14 protein-coding genes are annotated in these 20207 nt (G+C 72.5%); 8 read left to right on the forward strand and 6 right to left on the reverse strand.

Going from position 1 to position 20207, the window contains the following annotated elements; translation table 11 throughout:
• The first annotated feature begins 57 nt into the window (after positions 1-57).
• Positions 58-498 (forward strand): response regulator, encoded by a 441-nt coding sequence (locus WME82_RS32575; protein WP_437851369.1) that lies wholly within the window; start codon positions 58-60, stop codon positions 496-498.
• Positions 499-680: 182 nt separating this feature from the next.
• The gene (locus tag WME82_RS32580) at positions 681-2075 is read left to right on the forward strand and encodes a sigma-54-dependent transcriptional regulator (protein WP_438038479.1); all 1395 of its coding nucleotides are present in this window, start codon (positions 681-683) and stop codon (positions 2073-2075) included.
• 24 nt (positions 2076-2099) lie between these two features.
• Here the strand turns inward: WME82_RS32580 and WME82_RS32585 are convergent, their stop codons facing one another.
• From WME82_RS32585 to WME82_RS32595, 3 genes are all read right to left on the reverse strand, one after another.
• Positions 2100-3218 carry a branched-chain amino acid aminotransferase gene (locus tag WME82_RS32585; protein WP_437740386.1) on the reverse strand — a complete coding sequence of 373 codons (1119 nt, stop codon included), beginning with the start codon at positions 3216-3218 and terminating at the stop codon, positions 2100-2102.
• 189 nt (positions 3219-3407) lie between these two features.
• Positions 3408-4061, reverse strand: coding sequence for an MBL fold metallo-hydrolase (locus WME82_RS32590; protein ID WP_437903369.1), 654 nt, complete (start codon positions 4059-4061; stop codon positions 3408-3410).
• Positions 4062-4229: 168 nt separating this feature from the next.
• The gene (locus WME82_RS32595; RefSeq protein ID WP_438038480.1) at positions 4230-5270 is read right to left on the reverse strand and encodes a hypothetical protein; all 1041 of its coding nucleotides are present in this window, start codon (positions 5268-5270) and stop codon (positions 4230-4232) included.
• Positions 5271-6366: 1096 nt separating this feature from the next.
• Here WME82_RS32595 and WME82_RS32600 point away from each other — a divergent pair.
• Positions 6367-7455 (forward strand): serine/threonine-protein kinase, encoded by a 1089-nt coding sequence (locus WME82_RS32600; protein ID WP_438038481.1) that lies wholly within the window; start codon positions 6367-6369, stop codon positions 7453-7455.
• 40 nt (positions 7456-7495) lie between these two features.
• Here the strand turns inward: WME82_RS32600 and WME82_RS32605 are convergent, their stop codons facing one another.
• Complete coding sequence (locus WME82_RS32605; RefSeq protein ID WP_438038482.1) at positions 7496-9373, reverse strand: amidohydrolase family protein; 1878 nt, start codon at positions 9371-9373, stop codon at positions 7496-7498.
• A 1114-nt stretch (positions 9374-10487) separates the two neighbouring features.
• Between WME82_RS32605 and WME82_RS32610 the strand changes: the two genes are divergently transcribed.
• The 5 genes from WME82_RS32610 to WME82_RS32630 all read left to right on the forward strand — a co-directional run bounded on the left by WME82_RS32610 (position 10488) and on the right by WME82_RS32630 (position 17223).
• Complete coding sequence (locus WME82_RS32610; RefSeq protein WP_438038483.1) at positions 10488-12635, forward strand: TOMM precursor leader peptide-binding protein; 2148 nt, start codon at positions 10488-10490, stop codon at positions 12633-12635.
• Between the two features lie 11 nt (positions 12636-12646).
• Positions 12647-13420, forward strand: a complete 774-nt coding sequence (locus WME82_RS32615; RefSeq protein WP_438038484.1) for a SagB/ThcOx family dehydrogenase — start codon at positions 12647-12649, stop codon at positions 13418-13420.
• A 31-nt stretch (positions 13421-13451) separates the two neighbouring features.
• Positions 13452-14489 (forward strand): TOMM precursor leader peptide-binding protein, encoded by a 1038-nt coding sequence (locus tag WME82_RS32620; protein ID WP_438038485.1) that lies wholly within the window; start codon positions 13452-13454, stop codon positions 14487-14489.
• Between the two features lie 189 nt (positions 14490-14678).
• Positions 14679-16208, forward strand: coding sequence for a protein kinase domain-containing protein (locus tag WME82_RS32625; protein ID WP_438038486.1), 1530 nt, complete (start codon positions 14679-14681; stop codon positions 16206-16208).
• Complete coding sequence (locus WME82_RS32630) at positions 16186-17223, forward strand: hypothetical protein (protein ID WP_438038487.1); 1038 nt, start codon at positions 16186-16188, stop codon at positions 17221-17223. Before WME82_RS32625 ends, WME82_RS32630 begins: the two co-directional genes overlap by 23 nt.
• 109 nt (positions 17224-17332) lie before the next feature.
• Here WME82_RS32630 and WME82_RS32635 read toward each other — a convergent pair whose 3' ends face one another.
• Both WME82_RS32635 and WME82_RS32640 read right to left on the reverse strand, forming a co-directional pair.
• The gene (locus WME82_RS32635) at positions 17333-18799 is read right to left on the reverse strand and encodes an OmpA family protein (protein WP_438038488.1); all 1467 of its coding nucleotides are present in this window, start codon (positions 18797-18799) and stop codon (positions 17333-17335) included.
• A gap of 20 nt (positions 18800-18819) precedes the next feature.
• Positions 18820-20082, reverse strand: coding sequence for an EB domain-containing protein (locus tag WME82_RS32640; RefSeq protein WP_438038489.1), 1263 nt, complete (start codon positions 20080-20082; stop codon positions 18820-18822).
• Between the last annotated feature and the right edge of the window lie 125 nt (positions 20083-20207).

Below are 20207 nucleotides of genomic sequence, written 5' to 3' on the forward strand. Positions count from 1 at the left end.
CTGGCCGCGCGCGACTGCGGCTCCAGGGCTGGCACGCAACTTGGTAGAGATCCGGGCGTGGAACCGCGCAGCACCGAACAACCGCTGATCCTGCTCGTGGACGACGACGTGCAGAGCGCTCGCCTCCTCGAGCGCCTGCTCGAAGAGGACGGCTTCCGGGTGGAGCTGGCCACGAACGGCGCGCTCGCCATCGCGCGGCTGGCCCGCCGTCCGATCCCGGACATCCTGGTGACCGATTTCCGGATGCCCCACGCCGATGGAATCGCGGTCGCGCGCTACGCGAGATCGCTCCGGCCGGATCTCCCGCTGTTCTTCTTCACCGGGTATCCCGACCTCGTGGCGCGCCTCGGGCGAGGGCTGGAGCCCGCGGCGGTTGTGCACACGAAGCCGATCGACTACATCGCCCTGAGCGATGAGCTCCGCGCCACCGCGGACGCGGCGCTCTCCGACGCCTCGCGCGCCACGCGGCCGAGCTCCCCCTTCCCTCCCCCGGCCTGAACAGGGGGCGCGCCAGGCCCGGCGAACGGCTTGCGCCCGCGTGCAACGGCTGCGGCGCCCGTCGGCTGCCCCGGCGCGGCCCTCCGACCGGCATCCTCGAGCCGCGCGCGGCCGCGCCGCCGCGCGGCCGCCGAACGGGTGTCGCAGCGCCTCGCGGACACGGTATGTTCGGAAGGAACGATATGAACGCTGAGAAGAGGCAGAGCTCGAGGGTGCTCGTCGTGGACGACGAGGCGAGCGCGCGCTCGGGGCTGGAGAAGCTGTTGCGCCAGGAGGGTTATACCGTCGACGCGGCGGCGGACGGCGTCGAGGCGGTCGAGGTCGCGGCGGAGCGGCCGCCGGACGTCGTCATCACGGATCTGAAGATGCCGAGGATGGATGGGGTGGCGCTGCTCGGGAAGCTGCGCGAGCAGGATCCGGCGCTGCCGGTGATCGTCGTCACCGCGTTCGGGGACGTGACCTCGGCGGTGCTGGCGATGCGGGCGGGGGCCGAGGATTACCTGACGAAGCCGGTCGACTTCGACGCGCTCCTCCTCACGCTGGAGCGCGCCCTCGAGCGGAGCGCGCTCCGGGTCGAGGCGGAGAACCTCCGCCGGCAGCTGCGAGAGCGCCAGGGCGAGGGCGTGGAGGGGCTCATCGGGACGAGCCCGGCGATGCAGAAGGTCTACCGGATGGCCCGGCAGGTGGCCGGCGCGCGGGCGACGGTGCTCATCACCGGCGAGAGCGGCACGGGCAAGGGCGAGCTCGCGCGCGCGATCCACGCGAAGGGCTCGCGCGCCAAAGGGCCCTTCGTGACCCTGCACTGCGCGGCGCTCGCGGAGTCCCTGCTCGAGAGCGAGCTGTTCGGCCACGAGCGCGGCGCGTTCACCGGCGCCGACAAGCGGCGCATCGGGCGGTTCGAGCAGGCGCACGGCGGGACGCTCTTCCTCGACGAGGTCGGCGAGATCGCCCCCTCGACGCAGGTGAAGCTGCTCCGCGTCCTCCAGGAGAGGACGTTCGAGCGCGTCGGCGGGAACGACGCCGTGACCATCGACGTGCGGCTCGTCGCGGCCACGAACCGCGATCTCGCGGCGGCGGTGCAGGAGGGCCACTTCCGGGAGGACCTCTATTACCGGCTCAACGTCGTCCACATCGACATGCCGCCGCTGCGCATCCGCGACACCGACGTGCTGCTCCTGGCGAATCACTTCCTGCGCCGGTTCGCGGCGGAGAACCACCGCAAGATCGAGGGGTTCACCGACGAGGCCCGGGCGAAGCTCATCGCGCACCGGTGGCCGGGGAACGTGCGGGAGCTCGAGAACGCGATCGAGCGGGCGGTCGTCCTGTGCGACGACGCGCGCATCGACGCGGAGCACCTCCCCATCGACGCGGCGCCGGTCGCCAAGGGGGCCCTGCGGATCCCGGGCGCCACCATGGCGGAGATAGAGCGCTATGCCATCCTGTCGACGCTCGAGGCGACGAACGGCTCGACGACGCGCGCGGCCGAGCTCCTGGACATCAGCATACGCACCATCCAGTACCGCCTGCACGAATATGGGCTGACGGCGAAGTCCAAGCGCCCACAGGCGGCGCAGTAGAGCGGGACGCGCCCGGTCAGCTGGTCAGACCACGTCGTGCATCCAGCCGTGGCGATCGGGCGCGAGGCCGTGCTGGATGTCGAGCAGCGCCTCGCGGAAGCGTGCCGCCACGGGGCCCGTCTCGTTGTCGTGGATGGAGAAGGTCCCCTCGCGGGACTTCACGGCGCCGATGGGCGTGATGACCGCGGCCGTCCCGCACGCGAACGCCTCGGTCATGCGGCCCTCGCGCACCGCCGCGCGCCACTCGTCGAAGGTGACCCTGCGCTCCTCCGCGGCATAGCCGAAATCCCGGGCCAGCTGGATGATGCTGTCGCGGGTGATGCCCGGCAGGAGGGTGCCTGTCAGCTCGGGGGTCACGATCACGGGGCGCCCCCGCTCCTCGTAGACGAAGAAGATGTTCATTCCCCCCATCTCCTCGACGACGCTGCGCTGGACGGCATCGAGCCAGACCACCTGCGCGCAGCCCTCGGCCGCGGCGTTCATCTGCGCGAGCAGGCTCGCGGCGTAGTTGCCCGCAAACTTGGCTGCGCCCGTGCCGCCCGGCGCCGCCCGGACGAAATCCTCCGAGATCCAGACCGTCACCGGCTTGACGCCCTGAGGGAAATACGCGGCCGCAGGCGACGCGATCACCAGGAAATCGTAGTCGCGGGACGCCCTCACCCCGAGCGCCACCTCGGTGGCGAACATCAACGGTCGGATATACAGGCTCTCGCCCACGGGCGAGGGGACCCATGCGCGATCCTGGCGGATCAGGGCGTCGACCGCGCCGACGAACAGATCAACCGGCATCTCCGGCATCGCCAATCGGCGGGCAGAGCTATTGAAGCGGCGCGCGTTCGCCTCCGGCCGGAACGTCTTGATGCGCCCGTCCGGCTGCCGATAGGCCTTGAAGCCCTCGAAGATCGCCTGACCGTAATGCAGCACCATCGCCGCAGGATCGAGCGTGATCGGCGCGTACGGCCGGATCTGCCCCCGGAGCCAGCCCCTGTCCGCCGCGTACGGGATCACGACCATGTGCTCCGTGAACACGCGCCCGAAGCCAGGGTTCTGCATGCGCTGCGCGCGCTCCGCGTCGCCGAGGGGATGCGGCGTGGCTAGGATCTCGAGATCGACCTTCGTGGCAGGCGCGCTTTCGGTGCTCATCGTGCTCGACTTCTGCGGCGGACAGCGGTCGACCCGGCTCGAGTGGGCCGACGCGCGTCATCGTCGCGCGGCATTTTTCGAAAGAATCCTGGCGGGATGCAAGCACTTTCTCGCGAGAAAGCACCGCGGCGACGTGGATTTGCGGGCGCGCAAGCGAGCGCGCGAGCGCGCGAGCAGGCGGGCGGCGCGTCACGACCGCAAAAAGGGATTTCTGTCGCGCTCCTCGCCGATCGTCGTGGAGGGGCCGTGTCCGGTGACGACCCGGGTCGACGGATCGAGCGTGAGCAGCTTGCCCCGGATGGATGAGACGATCGCCTGCGAGTCGCCACCCCACAGATCGGTCCGGCCGATGCTGCGCCGGAACAGGGTGTCGCCCGTGAACGCGACGGCGCCCGTCTCCGCGAGCACCAGGAACGAGACGCTGCCCGGCGTGTGCCCCGGCGTGTGGAGCACGTGCAGATCGAGCCCGCCCGCCTTCACGACCGCGCCGTCGTTCAGGTCGCCGTCGACCTCGCACCGCTCCGGCAGCGCAATGCCCAGCATCGCCGCCTGGACGGGGAGCATGTCGTAGAGGAAGCGGTCGGCCTCGTGAATGCGGGCCGCGGCGCCGGACCAGCGCTGGAGTGGCGCCGTGGCGCCCACGTGATCGATATGGGTGTGCGTGTGCACGATGGCCGCGACCTTCGCCCCGGCCTGCTCGACGCGCGCGCGGATCTTGTCGAAATCGCCCCCGGGGTCGATGACCACGGCGCCCTTGCTCACAGGGTCGACGAGGATCGAGCAGTTGCACCCCAGCGGACCGACGGAGAACGTCTCGAGCAGCACAGGGCGAGCTTGTAGCACGCGGAGCCCCGACCTCCACGCGCGACATCGTCGCCGAGGCGGCGCCGCGAGCTCCGATCGACCACCGCCCGGAGCGCGCGGCGCTGCGGCGCTGGAGGACGCGCGGAGACCTCGGATCCTCGCGGACCTCGGGTGCTCGATCCCGCGCGCGCTGGCCGCCCGAGACCGCTACTTCGGGGCGCTCACGATGGTGCCGTTCGTTCCGAGTCCGTTGGTCCAGTAGACGCGGGTCGCGTCGAGGGCGATGCCGTAGGGCGACGGCTCGCCGGCCGCCACGGCCCCGATGATGCCGTTCGGCAGCATCCTCATGACGTTCGGTGAGGTGGGGTCCGTCCAGTAAACGCCCGTCGCGTCGGCGGCGATGCCCCTCGGGTTCTCCCGGCCGCTCGCGATCACCGTCGGCTCTCCGCCGGTCTTGGCCACCCGCATCACGTTGCCGGTCCTGCTGGTCGTCCAGTAGACGTGCGTCGCGTCGACGGCGATCTCGCGCACCTGGCCTTGATCGGCCGCCAGCGTGGTGAACGGGCCTTCGCCCGTGGAGTCCTTGGGCGCGGACATCACCATGCCGCGCTCGTCGCGCACGGTCCAGTAGACGTGCGTCTCGTCGACCGCGAGGGCGTGGGTCGTCCCGCCCCCGTCCGAGATGATGGTGAACGGCCCGTTGCCGTCCGAGTCCTTCCGCGCGCGGACCACGGAGCCGCCGTCCTCGCGGTTCGTCCAGTAGACGAACTCCTCGTCGATCGCCACGCCGAACGGATCGGGCTGCCCTGCGGCGATCGCCACCGGCGCCTCCTGGCCGCCGACCCGCGCCCTCATCACCTGACCGTCGCTCTCGCCCGCCACGCCCTGGTTGGCCCAGAAGACGTGGGTGGCGTCGGCCTTGATATCGGCCGGCTGGACCTGCGCGGTGGCGATGTTGATCGCGACAGCTTCGCCTTGCGTCCACTGCCTGACCACGCCCTGCTCCCCGTTGGTCCAGAACACGACGCCGTTGGCAACAGCGAGGTACAGCGGATCCTGCTGGCCCGAGATGTGGATCGAGGTGCGGACGCACGTGCCGTCCCGGCAGGTGCCATCGCAGTCGACGGGGCAAGTGCCGCAATGGAGGGCGTCGTTCGTCACGTTGACCTCACAGCTGTTCTCGGCATCCGCGTCGCAATCGACGTAAACGTCCCCGCAGACCGGCGGCTCGTCGATGATGGGCCCCACGCCCCCGCTCCCCCCGCTCCCCGCGGTCGCTCCGCCCACGCCCGGCTCGCCCCCGGTGCCCTGGCCGCCGACGCCCGCCGCGCCCCCCGTGCCCGGCGCGCCGCCCTCGCCTCCTCCGGCGGAAGCCGTGGTCCCGGGACCGGACCCGCCGGTAGCAAAGAGATTCGACGCCTCAGACGTGGAGCAAGCTGCTACGGCGAGTCCGGAAACGAGCCCGAGGAGAACGGTGCGACGCATTGTGCTGTGCATGGAAACCTCCACCCATACAGGCTACACGAGCCTGTCGAAGAAACGCATCTGTGAACTTGATGTGTTTTCAAACCTAATTCGTCCGCGCACGACCGGGCACGCCTCGTGCGGATCCGGAGGAGGATGACGCCGATGCGGCGAGCGAGGGCGCTCGTGGCAGGACAGCAGGCTCGGCCCCGGCGCGCGCGGGCGTGCGGACGCGCTGGTTCGGCCGCCCCGCGCAGGCGCACGCGGCTGGAGCTCCGGCAATGTCGCTGGATCTACCGACAAGTGGTCGCGCTCCGCCGGCGACGGGCGAGCGCCGCCCAGCGCGCAACGGGCTCTCGCCACGTCGGGGCCGCGGGCGCGACTCTGCACCTCGTGCGGCCGGCGCTCCCCGTCGCGCGGCCGTGAGGCACAGGCGATGAGGGGTCTCCGCACGCCCCGGCCGGAGACACGATGAGGCAGCGCCATCAGCGCAGGAGACGGCGCAGCCTGGCGACTCACGATCACGGCGGAGCGGTGGAATCTCGAGAGAGCGCGCGCGGCCGCGGCGGTGGGTGCGATCTCTCGAAGGCCGCTCGGGAGGCTCGGCTCACGCGCGCTTCGTGAGCTCCATCCTCGGCGCCGCCCGCCCGCTCCCTCGCGAGCGCCTCGCCCTCGCGCCCAACCGGGAAGATGGCGCAGGGCGCGCAGGGGCGCTACCCTCCGGACGCCGCGTGTGTGAACGTACGATGTCATCCAGGGTGGATCCGCTGTTCCGCCGCGTGGCGCGCGGTCACGGGGGAGCGCGCGGCGCGGCTGTGCGTGCCCTGAGCTGCGGCCTCCTCGACGCCGCGCGCGAGGCTCGGCCTGGAGGCGCGAACGCATGAGCGGGTCCGTGTTCATCGCGGGAGGCCAGGCGAGCTCCGCGGCGCGAGAGCGCGCGATGACGTTCGTCGGGCGCACGCTCGTCCACCGCTATCGCCTCGAGGAGCTCGTCGCGATGGGCGGCATCGCCGCCGTCTTCAGGGCGAAGAAGCTCGCGACCGGCGAGGACGTGGCCGTCAAGGTGCTCCACCCGGACGCCGAGGAGCTGCCGGAGCTCATCGAGCGCTTCGAGCGCGAGGCGCTCGCCGGTCGCCACATCTTCCACCCGAACGTCGCGGCGGTCTACGAGATCAACCAGCTCGACGACGGCGCGTGGTTCATGGTGATGGAGTTCATCCGCGGCATCACGCTGCGGAAGCTCATCGACCAGGGCCCCGTCCCCCCGCTGCGCGCGGCGAACATCGCGCGCCAGCTCGCGAGCGCGCTCAACGCGGCGCACGACTTCGGGATCGTGCACAGGGACGTGAAGCCGCTCAACGTCATGGTCCTCGACGGGCCGGAGGAGCGCGTCCTGCTCATCGACTTCGGCCTCGCCAAGGTGCCGATCGAGCAGTTCTCCATCACCGACGACGGCTCGCGCCGCTCGCTGACGAACGCCGGCGTGCTGCTCGGCACGGTGGCGTACATGGCGCCCGAGGCGGCGCTCGGCATGCGCTCTGTCGACCGGCGGGCCGATCTCTACGCGCTCGGGGTCATCCTCTACGAGATGCTCGCGGGCAAGCACCCCTTCACGGCGGTCGAGCCGTCGGCGCTGTTCGCGCAGCACCGGTCGGCCGTGCCGCCGCCGATCGCCGAGCGCTCCCCCGGCGTCGTCGTCCCCCCCGCGCTGGAGGCGGTCGTGATGCGCCTGCTCGCCAAGGACCCGGACGACCGCTTCCCCCACGCGCGCGCCGTGCTCGTGGCGCTCGACGCCGCCGTCCAGAAGATGAGCGCGCCGGACAGCGGCATCGCCCTCGCCGCCCCGTCCAGCCTCCGGGCCGCGGCCAGCTTCATCGAGCGGCGGACCTCGCGGGCCGTGATCGCCGGCGCGGGCATCGTGTTCTTCATGATCGGGAGCGTGATCGCCTGGCTGCTCGCGTCGCGCTGAGCGCGCGCGGCGTCATCGCGCGCCCGGCGTCGTCGCGCGCTCAGCGGCGCCCGGCCGGCTCGCAGGTTCCCACGGGGAGCCCTGCGAGCGCGGTGTGATCCACGCACCGCTCGCCGCGCGGGCACGGCGCGGCGCGCTCACCGCGCGGATCGCAGAGCGCTCTGCAGGTGTTCGAGGGGTCGCAGATGCTGCCGGGCGCGCACGCGAACGACGCGTCGCACGGCCGCCCGTCCGAGCCCGCGCCCGCGTTCCAGCACGACGTCGAGCCGTTGCCCCAGAACACGCAGGCAGCGCCGTTGTCGCAGTCCTGCGCGAAGAGATCGCAGCCGTCGCCGTCGATGCAGGCCCCCCCTGTGAACGAGCCGCCATCGAGGAAACACGCGCTCCCCGGCGCGCAGTCCGAGGCGGCCCTGCAGGTCGCGGCGCAGACCTGGGCCGGGTTGCACGACTGCGCGGGCGCGCACTCCGACGCGGCGAGGCACGTCTCGCCGGGGCCGGCGCCCGTCCTGGGCTCCCGCGCGAGGCTCGTCTTGCGCGGCAACGCGAGCGCCTCGCGATCGAGGAGGACGCCCGACTTGTAGACGCGCGACACGCGCTCGAGCGCGCGGACGTCGGCGAGCGGATCGCCGTCGACCACGAGCACGTCCGCGAGCGCCCCTCGCTCGAGGCGCCCGAGATCGGGCCGCCCGAGCACGTCCGCGGCGCGGCGCGTGGCGGCGGCGAGCGCCTCGAGGGGCGGCATCCCGACCTCGACGAGGAGCGCGACCTCGCGGCGCAGGCTCAGCCCGTGAAAGACGCCCGGGTTGCCGGCGTCGGTGCCGGCGGCGATCGTGACCCCGGCCTGGTAGCAGGTGACGAGGTTCGCGATCGCATGGTCGCGCCGCCGCTTCACGAGCTCCAGGAAATGCGCCGTCCTGAGCTCCGCGAGCAACGAGGGATCACGCAGGGCCGCGATCACGCCGACCGGCACGTCATCGACGAGGGCGGGGTCGTCGAGCTCGGTCAGCGCTCCGTGGGCCGTGCGGTACAGGCCGTCCGCCACCGCGAGCGTGGGGACGACGACGGCCCCGGCAGCGGCCATCCTCCGCGCGAGCTCTGGTGAGATTCGGTCCTCGTCCGGGACGTGCGCGAAGAGCGTCACGCCGCCGTCGAGCGCGGCCTCGATGTCCGACGCCGCCGTCGCGTGGGCGATCACCCGGACACCCGCGGCCGCGGCGGCCTCCTGGATCGCCGCCACGGACGGGCGCGTCAGGCGCGGCAGCGGCAGCGATCCGCCCCCCTCGAGCACGATCTTGATGAAATCGGGTGCCCTCGGGAGGAGCGCCTCGAAGGCCTTGTCGACGTCGGCGGGCGAGTCGATGAAGACGCAGTAGTCGCCGGGCGGGCTGCCTTGATAGCAGGGGTGCCCTCCGGTCGGCGTGAGCAGGGGCCCGGCGGCGAAGAGCTGCGGCGCGAGGAGGTCGCCGGCGTCGATGCGCGATCGCTGCTCGAAGATGACGTGCTGGGATGAGCCGAGGTCGAGGTACGAGGTCACGCCCGCCCGGAGCATCGCCTTCATGTGGTCCTCGAGGTGGAGGTCGCCGTCATAATAAGCATAGGGCCCGGCGACGCTGAGCGAGTGGACGTGGAGATCGATGAGCCCGGGGAGGACCGTCTTGCCAGCGACGTCCACGACCTCGCCGCCCCCGGCCTCGACGTGGGGCTCGGCGTCGCCGAAGACGACCTGCTTCACCCTGTCGCCCTCGATCACCACCGTTGCCCTGGCCGCGCGCGTGCCGTCGAACACCATGCCTCCCTTCAGCACGGTGCAGCCAGCACACCCCACCTCCGTCGCGCTGGGCGTCGAGGGGCTCTCCGCGACGCCGCAGCCTACGAGCCACGTTGACGCAGCGACGATATACAAAGCGAGACGACCCATCGCCAGTCCGAGCGAAGTACGACGCATGACACTCCGTTATCGATGGGCGCCAGGAGCACCCGAGAAGCGGCAGACCGCGTACCGGACACAGCGCACAAAAGCAATCGAATGAAGCGGCGCGCACGGCGCGGTGCACGCGCGCATGCAGCGTGCCGCCTTATCCAGGATTGTTCGTATCGAGGCGGGCGGCTCGAGGGAGGCGCTTTGTCCCCGACGGCCCTTGGGCATCTCCCGCCCGAGCGGAGGACGGCTCCAGATCGCAGGCGAGCTTGACAGAAGGGCCTATCCCGGAAGTCCAGCCGCCCGGGCACACGGAGGGAGCGCAGGGAGGAACGCTCGATGTTGTTCCGGCCTTCTCTGCTGCTCCGGCGGCGATCCGGGCCACCCGGAAGAGCCGCCGGTGTGGGGCGAGCGATAGAAAAGAGCCCGTGAACGCCCTCCTTTGGCGGCGGCATCTCTCGTACTGTCCACGGATCGGGGCGCCCTGGAATGATAGGGAGTTTAACCGAGCTTCCGTCGCGCGGCGACGAGCCACCGTATTGACGAAGACCCTTTGCGTGCCTCACCTACTTGTGGGAGGCTCTGCGATGAGTGATTCGAAGATCGAAAACAATTCTCCGAAAGATCTGGACGTGACTGTGAAGGAGCTGCGCAACGCCATCGACGATTTGTCGACCAGACTGGACAACATGGCAACAGCGGCTCCGGCCAGTTATAACTGCCGTTGCGGCGGCTGCGGCGGCTGCGGCGGTTGCGGCGGTTGCGGCGGTTGTCGTTGCGGCGGTTGTCGTTGCGGCGGTTGTCGTTGCGGCGGCTGCGGCGGTTGCGGCGGTTGTCGTTGCGGCCACTGTAGCTAGCCCTGAGGCCGGCGAGGCCGAGCGATAGAGCCCTGGAGGGAGACGAGGAGCGCGAGAGATCGAAAAAGCACCTTCCCGTCTCCCCCGGCTCACCACGATCGCGCGACGGCGCGCGGTCTGGTGAGATCGCGAGTTTCTTCTCTCCTTCGCTTGTCGGGGCACAGCTCCCCGAGCACCAGGATTGGACCTCTTTACCGAAGGTGCAGGACGGCCGCTCGTCGAAGCGCCGCCGCGCTGCGCTTTCCTGGAGATCTCGCGTGGCCACTCAACTGCCCAGCTCAGCGACCACCGCTCCCTCGCTCGAGGGGACCGCCCCGCCAGCGCCGGCCGAGGCGCGCGAGAAGCTCGCGCGATCGCGCGTCCTCATGGTCGGGCTCGAACCGTGGGGCGTCATCGCGGCCACCGAGCTCGCGTGTCTGGGCGTCGGCGCGCTCCACGTCCTCGACGACAGGGAGGTCACGGCCGACGATCTCGGCCCCTTCGCCGAGGCGGATCTCGGAAAGGATCGAGCGCGCTCGCTCTCCACGGCGCTGTCGCGGCTCGCCCCCGGCTGCGCGGTCACGCCCGGGACGCTGCTCGCCGCCGCGGAGCGCCCGATCGTCCAGGAGGACACCGGCTGGGACCTGATCCTCGCCTGCGTCTCCGGCGATGATCTCCTCGTCCTTCAGGGCGTCGCCCGCTTCGCTCACGCGGCGTCCGTCCTGTCGCTCAGCGCGCACCTCGAGGGGCTCGAGGCGGTGATCGGACCGGCCGTCGTGCCGGGCGAGACCGCATGCTGGGACTGCTGCCGCCTGCGGAGGCTCGCTCTCAGCAATCAGCCAGAGGCGGATCACGCGCTCCACGCGTCGCTCCTCGCCGCGCGCCCGGAGCGCCGCGGGCGCACCTACCTCGCCCCGATGCCGGCGTTCCTGGGCCACGCCGTTGCGCTTGCGGCCGTCGATCTGCTGGTGAACCGAGCCGCGTCGCGGCTCGCGGGACGGTTCATGGTCCAGGGCCTTGTTGACCCGGAGGCGTCGCTCCACGCCGTCCTGCAGATGCCCTGGTGCGCGGTCTGCGGCGGCGCCGCCGAAGCCCTCCGCACCGGAAGCGCACGTCGGGGCGCGAGCGCACACCTACGCGACGCACCCGACCCCGCGGCGCTCCGGCGGATGCTCGCCGGCGTCGTCGACGCGCGGGCGGGCATCGTCCACCGCCTCACGCTGGACGCGGCGAGCCCGGCGCTCGCCCCTGAGGCGTGCGTCACGGCCACGGCGTTCCTCGGCGAGTACAGCGACGGCTCGCCGCACGCCCGCCGCTCGCGCGAGCCGCAGGCCGGCATCGGAAAGGGCGTCACAGCCGTCGAGGCCCTGATCGGAGCGACCGGCGAGGCGGTCGAGCGCTACTCTGCCGAGCTCGTCGACCGAAAGCAGCTCCTTCGCTCCTCGGTCGCCGGCATGAAGGGCGACTTCATCGCGCCGGAGCAGCTCTGTCTCTATAGCGAGGAGCAGTATGCAAAGCCCGGATTCCCCTACGCGCGGGTCGATCCGGCCGCGCCCATCGACTGGGCCCTCGGGCGCTGGATGGACACCGGCGCGCCCGTGTACGTTCCGGCGCTCCCGACCTACTACGGCTACTGCGCAGGACACCACGCCCACTTCTGCCAGGTGACCTCGAACGGGCTCGCCGCGGGCGCGACGCTCGAGGGCGCGTCGATGGGGGCCGCGCTCGAGCTCATCGAGCGCGACGCGTTCATGATCTCGTGGCTCGCTCGCCGGCCCGGGCGGCGGATCTTGCCCGACGACTCGCTCGACCCCGAGCTGCACGAGATAGCGAGGCAGCTCGAGGAGCGCGGCGCCCGGATCGAGCTGTACCTGCTCGACGCGGGCGTCTCGGTCCCCGTGGTGATGTGCGTCGGTTACGGCGACGGCAAGCGGTGGCCCGGCGCGGTGGTCTCGATCTCCGCCCACCTGAACCCCCTCACCGCGATCCGGAAAGCCATCCTCGAGCAGGGCCAGATAGGCAATTACGCCTTCCGCCTGATGACGGGCGAACACGTCGCCATCCCCGAGCGGCCGGAGGACGTGCTCACGCTCGAGGATCACGCGGTCTACTACCTCCCCCCGAGCCGCGCCGCGGCCTTCGCCTTCCTCCGCGGGGGGAGCACGGTGACCGCCGCCGAGCTCGAGGAGCCCGAGGAGGTTTCGCTGTCCGAGCTCACCCGGCGCGTGCAGGCCGCGGGGCTGCGCATCGCGATCGTGGACGTGACGTCGCCCGACCTCGCGGTGACCCCGTTCCGTGTCGCCCGGGCCCTCGGGCCCGCTTTCCAGCAGATCCACTTCGGCCACCAGCTCGCTCAGCTCGGTAATCCGCGTCTCCGTTCGATGACCCCCCACGGCATCAACCCTGACCCTCACCCGATGGCCTGAGAGAGGACACCATGGCAAGGAGCAAAGAGGCGGACATTGCGCGGCTCTATCATCTCCAGTCCTCCCACGTGAGGTCGCGACCGCTGGAGCCGCCGTTCGACGGGGATCTCCAGCCGCTCAACTTCCGCACCTACGTCGGCTCGGCGCGCACGCCGCTGCCCGGGCACGATTTCGCGATCGACGCCCCGCTCGGCGCGGTGATGGAGCAGCGGCGGTCGCATCGCGAGTTCGCCCTCAGGCCGATGTCCATCGAGGCGCTCGGGCGGCTCCTCCACGCGAGCTACGGCGTCCGTGGCACGCGAAACGTCGAAGGGGCGTGGACCTGCGATCGCCCGGCGCCCTCGGCCGGCGGCCGGTATCCGCTCGAGATCTATGTCGCGACGCAGGCCGTCGACGGGGTCCCGGACGGCCTGTACCACTACGACCCCCGTGCGCACGAGCTCGAGCTCCGCCGGGAAGGCCTCGCGCACGCCACGCTCGTGGATCTCACGGCGGGTCAGGACATGATCCTGAACACCAATGTCGTGGTCATCATCACGGCGGTGCCGTTCCGCACGATGTGGAAATACGGCCAGCGCGGATATCGCTTCTTGTGGCTGGACGCCGGGCACCTGGGCCAGAACCTCTATCTCGTCGCGACGGCCATGGGCCTCGGCCCGGTGGCGATCGGCGGATTTTACGACGAGGAGCTCAAGACCTTCCTGGCGCTGCCGGCGGAGGAAGACACCCTGTACATCGTCTGCATCGGTCAGCCCGCGCCGGCCGAGGGCCGGAACGGCCCTTAGCGTGCCTGAACCAGAAGCGTCGGAGAGCACCATGCCCAGCATTCGACTCAGTCGCTCGGCCAGCATCACGCCCACCGACGTGGGCGTCATCCTCCGCTCCGATCTCGGCACCTTCCAGCTCACCGGCCTGGACGTGAGCGCGTTCGTCGAGCGGATGGTGCCGCTGCTCGACGGGTCGCGCGACCGGGAGGCGCTCGTCGAGGCCCTCGCGGACTACTCGCGGCAGAGCGTGACGGCGTTCCTCGACCTGCTCGAGGCGCGCGGGCTGGTCGAGCCGGTGCCCGCAGAGGCGCCGTCCGCCGACGGCGAGCGGCTCCGCGGGCAGCGCGAGTTCCTCCGCAAGTGGTCGTCGGCCCCGGAGCAGGCGGCGCAGCGGATCGCGAACGCGCGCGTGCTCGTGGTGGGCCTCGAGCCCTGGGGGGCCTCGGCCGCCCTGGCGCTCGCGGGGGCGGGCGTCTCCGCGCTCCGCCTGATCGACGGCGGCGCCGTCGGCCCGCGCGACGTCGCGGTGGTCCGCGCGCGGGGGGAGGCGGCGCTCGGCGCGCCCCGCCGCGGCGCCGTGGCCGCGCTGATCCGCGACCACGCGCCGCTCTGCCGGGTGGACGAGAGCTCCTCCGCAGCGCTGGAGGGCGACGACCTCCTCTCGCCGGAGGGGCGCCCTCACCTCCTCGTCGCGGCGGTGCGCGGCGACGACGCGGAGCTCCTGGAGCGCGTCGCGCGGTTCGGCCATCGCGCAGGGATCGCCTCGCTCTTCTCGCACCTCGCGGGGACGACGGCCGTCCTGGGCCCCCTCGTCTTCCCGGGGAAGACGGCGTGCCGGATCTGCGCGACGACCGAGGCGCTGAGCCCCTCGCCCGCGGCGCGCTCGCTGGCCGATCCCGCGCCGCACGCCGGCACGATGGGTCAGCTGCTCGGCCACCTCGTGGCGATGGAGGCCCTCAAGGTGCTCTCGGCGTACACGCCCTCCAGGCTCGGGGGCAGGTTCCTGATCCAGGACCTCGCGACGCTCGAGACATCGCACCACACGCTCGTGAGGTTGCCCTGGTGCAAGGTTTGCGGCGAGGGATGACGCGGGGCTGGAGGTGCTCTAGCCTGCGGCCGTGAAGAGGCCTCCCCTTCCAGCCGCCTCCCGCATCGCCGACGCGCCCGCCGCCGGCGCCCCCAGGCAGCCGGACCGCCGGTCGGTCCTCGACCGGACGGACGTCTCGCGCGCGCGGCCGCGGTCGACGCCGCGCGCCCATGGCCCGGGCCTCGCGCCATGATCGGTCGAACCCTCGACGACCGCTACACGATGCTCCGGCTGCTCGGCCAGGGCGGGATGGGCGCCGTCTACGAGGCCCGGCACGCGGGCACCGGCCGCCGCGTCGCGGTGAAGGTCATCCTCGGGCAGGCCGCGGACGACGAGCTCGTCCGCCGCTTCCAGCGCGAGGCGCGCGCGGTCGGCGCGGTCGAGTCGGAGCACATCGCGCAGGTGTTCGACACCGGGCGCGACCGCGAGACCGGCGCGCCGTACATCGCGATGGAGTTCCTCGAGGGCGAGGACGTGCAGGCCCTCATCGAGCGGCTCGGCCCGCTCCCTGTCGATCTCGCGCTCCGCATCGGGCTGCAGGCGTGCCTGGGGCTCGAGCGCGCGCACGAGGCCGGCATCGTCCACCGCGACATCAAGCCGGCCAACCTGTTCCTCGCCAGGAAGCAGGGCGGCCAGCGCGTGATCAAGGTGCTCGACTTCGGCGTCGCCAAGGTGACGGACAACAGCCTCGGCAACGGGGGGATGACGAAGAGCGGCGCGCTCCTCGGCTCTCCCCTCTACATGTCGCCCGAGCAGGCGCGCGGCAACGGCGCCATCGACGCGCGCTCGGACGTCTGGTCGCTCGGCATCAGCCTGTACCACGCCCTCTCGGGCCATCGGCCCAACGAGCACCTGACCGGCCTCGGAGAGCTCGTCCTGGCCATCTGCACGACCCCGGTGCGCTGGATCCAGGAGATCGCGCCCTGGGTGCCGCCGGAGGTCGCCCACGTGGTGCACCGGGCGCTGGTGATCGATCCGGCGGGCCGCACCGCGAGCGCCGGCGAGCTCGCGGCGGCGCTGCGCGCGTTCCTGCCGGGCGGCGAGGCGATCGTCGAGGCGATGCTCGTGCCGCTCGACGCCGCCACGCGCGCGTCGCGCGCGTCGCGCGCGTCGTTCGGCGCCATCTCGGCCCCCCCGCACGCCTCGAGCGCGCCGTTCCGCGCTGCGCTGACCCCGCCGCGCGCGTCGGCCGCGCCATTCGAGGCCGCGGGGCGCTCGTCAGGCGGGCAATCCGGACCGTATGCGCTGTCGGCCACGGCGCCCGCCACGAGCGTGCGGCTGTCGAACCGCCCCGAGCGTCCGGCGTCGCGCCCGCCCGTCGCCCTGATCGCCGGCGGCGTGCTGGCCGCTGCGCTCGCGGGCGGGGCGGGCGTCTACCTCGCGGTGCGCAGCGCGCCGCCGGCCGCGCCCGCGCCCTCGGCCGAGCCGGCCCCGCCTGCGCGCGCCGAGACCGAGCCGCCGCCTCCGTCCGCCGGCGTCGAGGCCAGGCCGACGCCGTCCGCCAGCGCCGAGCCGCCGCGCGCCGATACGCCCGTGGATCCGCCGGCCGCGGCCTCGTCGACGCCCGCGGCGCTGCCCTCCGCTGCGACGACCGCGCGCGCCGCCGCGTCGGCGCCGGCGAGCGCCGTCGCTCGCCCGCCCGCGCCGAGGCCGTCTGCGGCCAGGCCGCCGCCCCAAAGGCCCCCGAGGAATGACGATGACGAGACATCGAGGAAATAGCCGCGTCGCGTGGTGTGTCGCCGCGCTCCTGTCGCTCTCCGCGGGGGTCGCCCGCGCGGAGCCGTCCGCGGATCAGGCGGCCGCGGCCGAGGCGCTCTTCCGCGAGGGGCGCGATCTCGTCGCGCAGGGCAAGCTCGCCGAGGCGTGCCCCAAGTTCGCGGCGAGCCAGCGGCTCGACCCGGGCTACGGCACCCAGTGGAACCTGGCGGACTGCCTCGAGCGGCTCGGCCGCACCGCGAGCGCCTGGGCGGCGTTCCGCGAGGCGGCGGACATGGCGAGCCGGGCCGGCCAGGCGGACCGCGAGGCGAAGGCGACCCGCCGCGCGGCCGATCTGGAGAAGAAGCTCGAGCGCCTCGCGATCACGGTGACCACGCCGGCGGACGGACTCGTCGTGAGGCGCAACGGCGCGGTCCTCGACGTCGGCGCGTGGGGCGCGCCGCTCCCCGTCGATCCGGGCAAGCACCGCGTCGAGGCGACCGCGCCCGGCAAGAAGCCGTTCTCGGTCGAGGCGCAGACCGCCGGCCCCGGCCAGGTCGTCACCGTGGAGGTCCCGCCGCTCGAGGACGACCCCGCGGCGACCGCGGCGACCCAGCCGCCCGGCGCGCAGCCCGGGCCACTCGCTGCGCCGCTCCAGCCGGCCGCGGGCGGCGACGGAGACAGCGGCGCGGGCACCCGCCGCACCCTCTCCTTCGTGGCAGGCGGCGTCGGCGTCGCCGGCGTCGTGACCGGCTCGATCTTCGGGCTGCTCGCCAGCTCGCGGTGGAACCGGGCCCAGGACGATCACTGCCGGACCGAGACGCTCTGCGACGCCCGCGGCGTGGCGCTGGTCGAGGACGCCAAGAGCGCCGCGAAGCTGTCCACCGCCGGCTTCATCGTCGGCGGGGTTGGGCTCGCGGCCGGCGTCGCGCTGTTCGTGACGTCGCTCGGCGACACGGAGCCCGCGGCGGCGCGGATCGTGGTCGCGCCTGCCGTCGGCACGACCGGCGGCGGGCTGGCGATCCACGGCCGCTTCTGACGCCCGCCAGCGCCCAGCGCTACGGCGCGCCGCCGCGGCGGCCGGGCCCGCCGCGGGCCAGCCGCCGTGCCCGGGAGGGCGCGACGCGCCGCTCCCGGGCGAGCGCGCCTCACTCGTCGATCACGAACTCCACGCGGCGGTTCTTCGCGAGGCTCGCCGGGTCGGTGCCCTCGGCCACCGGCCTGTCCGACCCGAAGCCCTCGGCCGTGAGCCGGCCCGGGCTGACGCCCTTCTGGATCAGGTACTTCCGGACCGCCTCGGCGCGCTGCTCGCTCAGCTCCTGGTTCAGCTCGGCCGTGCCGGTCTCGTCGGTGTGCCCCTCCACCCGCAGCCGCTCGATCTCGGGGTTCGCCTTCATGACGAGCGCCACCTGGTCCAGGGTCCTGTACGAGTCCGGCTCGAGCTCGGCCGAACCGGTCCGGAAGCGAATGGTGTCCCGGATCACGAACTCGCCCTGCTCGTACGCGACCCGCGGCTCGCCCTTGTCGGGGCAGCCGTCGTCATCCTCGACGCCGTTGATCGTCTCCTTCTCGTCCGGGCACTCGTCGTCCGCGTTCGGCACGCCGTCCTTATCGTCGTCGGCGTCCTCCTCGGGGCAGCCGTCGCTGTCGTAATCGGCGTCACGATCCTCCGGGACGTCGGGGCACTGGTCGCGCTCGTCGTCGACGCCGTCGTGGTCCCTGTCGTGCGAGGTCGGCGTGTACTTCACGCCCGCGAACACGCGGAAGATCGGCACGCCGTAGCCGGCCAGCGCGCCGATCCCCGGGCCCGCGGTGATCTCCCACTCCTCGCTCGGGTTGATCTTCACGTAACCGAGCGCCTCGAGCGGCGTCTCCTCCTCGTTGAGGTTGTCCGCGGCGATGCCGATGCCGCCGTTCGCCTCGGCGCCGATCTCGACCTTGCCGTCGATGCCGCCGAAGCGGTAGCCGAGCGCCGCGGCGTACGTCAGCTCGCTCGCCGCCTCGACGTTCGCGTACGTCGTCCCCTCGCGGATCGCGACGCCCGCGTTGACGCCGAACCTGAGGCCGGGCGCGAACCGGTGATCGAGCACGATGCGCGGCCAGAACACGACGTTGCGCGCGCCGCCCGCGAAATCTCCTGTGTGCGTCGGGACGCGCAGCTCGGCCACGAGGGCGAGGCCGATGGAGTCGCGGTCGTCGAGCAGGCGCAGCTTCGGCACGAGCCGGATGTCGCCGAGGCCCGCGAACGACGGAGAGCCCTCGCCCGACTGCGCGAGGAAGAACGGGATGTCGAGGCCGAGCGCGAACGGCTCGGCGATCGTGACCGACGCCATGAGATCGGCGCCCAGACGGCCGCTCACGATCTGGCTGCGCACCTCGCCGTCGCCCGTCGCGACGATCAGCGGGTTGCGCGCGTAGTTCAGGAACAGCCCGAACGCCCATGGATCGCCGGGCTCGCGGACGCCGGAGCCCTCCGTGACGACGAAGGCGTCGTGGGTGACGGCCGGCTTGAAGCGCTCGACGTCGATGTCCGTGCTCTGCGCCGACGCGGGCGTCGCGGCGGCGAGGACCGCGCAGGCAGCGCAGGTGATGGCGGCGAGGATCGGTGCGCGCATGGTTCTCCTCTTCATCGGCTTCATCGGCCGGCTCCGGGTCCGCGGCGCGGGCGCCTCCGCAACCGGAGCGCGAGCCCGCCGGCGGCGAGCAGCGACAGGGCTCCCCCTCCGTACGGCGCGGGCCCCGCGGCGCAGGCGCAGGCGCCGCCCTGGACCGCATCACCCGGCAGGAGATCCGGTTCGCCCGGGCCGCCCGCGCCGCTCGACGCCCCGCCGTCGACGCAGCGCCCGGTCGGCGCGCAGCGCAGGTCCGCGCCGCACTCGGACGAGCCCGGCGAGCACGGGCCGCACTGCCCGCTGACACACACGAGGTCGCCGCACTGGGCGTTCGACGTGCAGGTCTCCCCGGGCGTGGGGACGCACCGGTGGTCCGCGGAGCAGTCCTCGTCCGCGTCGCAGTCGACATCGTCGACGCACGACACCGGCAGGATGCAGTCGCCGTCCACGCAGATGCCCCTGCCGGCGCAGTCCGCGTCGCGCGTGCAGCCGGAGGGCGGGACGATCACGTCGGGCACGCGGTCGCCGTCCGCATCGCCGGCCACGCACGGCGCGGAGAGGCCGATGTCGAGATCGCCCGGCCCGAGCGCCGCCGCGTCGTTCACCGACCGGAAGTACAGGTTCGCCTCGCACGACACGCCGACGCCCACGATGTCGAGCGCGATGGATGCCTGCGCGTACCCCCGCGTCGCGTCGTTGATCAGCAGGGGGTCCATGTCCGTCCCTGCCTCGGTCGCGACCTGCGCGTCCGTCACGTCGACGGGCTCGTACCGCCCCGACGCCCCGGAGAAGGACCAGACCCTCACGAGCGTGCCGTCGCCCTTCACGCCGAGCACGACCTCGTAGCCGCCCGGCGACCCGTCGTTCGTGAACCGGTCGTCGATCCCCGCCGTCGCGGCGGTGCCGCCGGTCTGCCGGTTCCTGTCGGTGTCGATGAACACGAAGAGCGTCGCCTCCCCGCTGATCGCGGCCGTCTCCGACACGTACCCGCGCACCCAGAACCGCCCGTCGGCGGCGACCGCGTACGCGGAGCGGAAGTCGATCGATCGCTCCGGCGCGTCGAAGGTCTCGCCGTCGCCCGCGACGTCCTCTTCGCCGTAGGGCCACCGCGGCTCCCCGGTCCTGTCGATCGCGACGATCTCGTCGAGCACCGGCGTCGTCCGCCCGCCCGTCCACGTCTGAGCGGACGAGCTCCTCGGAAGGAGCGCGACGCCGAGCGCCGCGCCTACAGCCAGCGGCGCGGCCCACGAGCGCCCCCGCGCGCACCCATCTTTGTGTTGTGCCATGGCGGGGAGCATCCTCGCACAGGTCGCCGCAACCCTTACAAATGAAAGGCGATTCGCGCCCAGAGTGCGCGAGGGTGCGCGCCTGCAATACCATGCATCCACACCTTCGTTCGCGCGCGAGCGGG

The organism is Sorangium sp. So ce128, from assembly GCF_051525245.1.
Taxonomy (GTDB): Bacteria; Myxococcota_A; Polyangia; order Polyangiales; family Polyangiaceae; genus Sorangium; species Sorangium cellulosum_B.

What these genes read in the sequence shown, in the direction of transcription:
- WME82_RS32615 (WP_438038484.1), top strand. Translation starts at nt 12,647, where the DNA reads ATGGCAAGGAGCAAAGAGGCGGACATTGCGCGGCTCTATCATCTCCAG.
- WME82_RS32640 (WP_438038489.1), bottom strand. Translation starts at nt 20,082, where the DNA reads ATGGCACAACACAAAGATGGGTGCGCGCGGGGGCGCTCGTGGGCCGCG.
- WME82_RS32605 (WP_438038482.1), bottom strand. Translation starts at nt 9,373, where the DNA reads ATGGGTCGTCTCGCTTTGTATATCGTCGCTGCGTCAACGTGGCTCGTA.
- WME82_RS32620 (WP_438038485.1), top strand. Translation starts at nt 13,452, where the DNA reads ATGCCCAGCATTCGACTCAGTCGCTCGGCCAGCATCACGCCCACCGAC.
- WME82_RS32585 (WP_437740386.1), bottom strand. Translation starts at nt 3,218, where the DNA reads ATGAGCACCGAAAGCGCGCCTGCCACGAAGGTCGATCTCGAGATCCTA.
- WME82_RS32625 (WP_438038486.1), top strand. Translation starts at nt 14,679, where the DNA reads ATGATCGGTCGAACCCTCGACGACCGCTACACGATGCTCCGGCTGCTC.
- WME82_RS32600 (WP_438038481.1), top strand. Translation starts at nt 6,367, where the DNA reads ATGAGCGGGTCCGTGTTCATCGCGGGAGGCCAGGCGAGCTCCGCGGCG.
- WME82_RS32630 (WP_438038487.1), top strand. Translation starts at nt 16,186, where the DNA reads ATGACGAGACATCGAGGAAATAGCCGCGTCGCGTGGTGTGTCGCCGCG.
- WME82_RS32580 (WP_438038479.1), top strand. Translation starts at nt 681, where the DNA reads ATGAACGCTGAGAAGAGGCAGAGCTCGAGGGTGCTCGTCGTGGACGAC.
- WME82_RS32635 (WP_438038488.1), bottom strand. Translation starts at nt 18,799, where the DNA reads ATGCGCGCACCGATCCTCGCCGCCATCACCTGCGCTGCCTGCGCGGTC.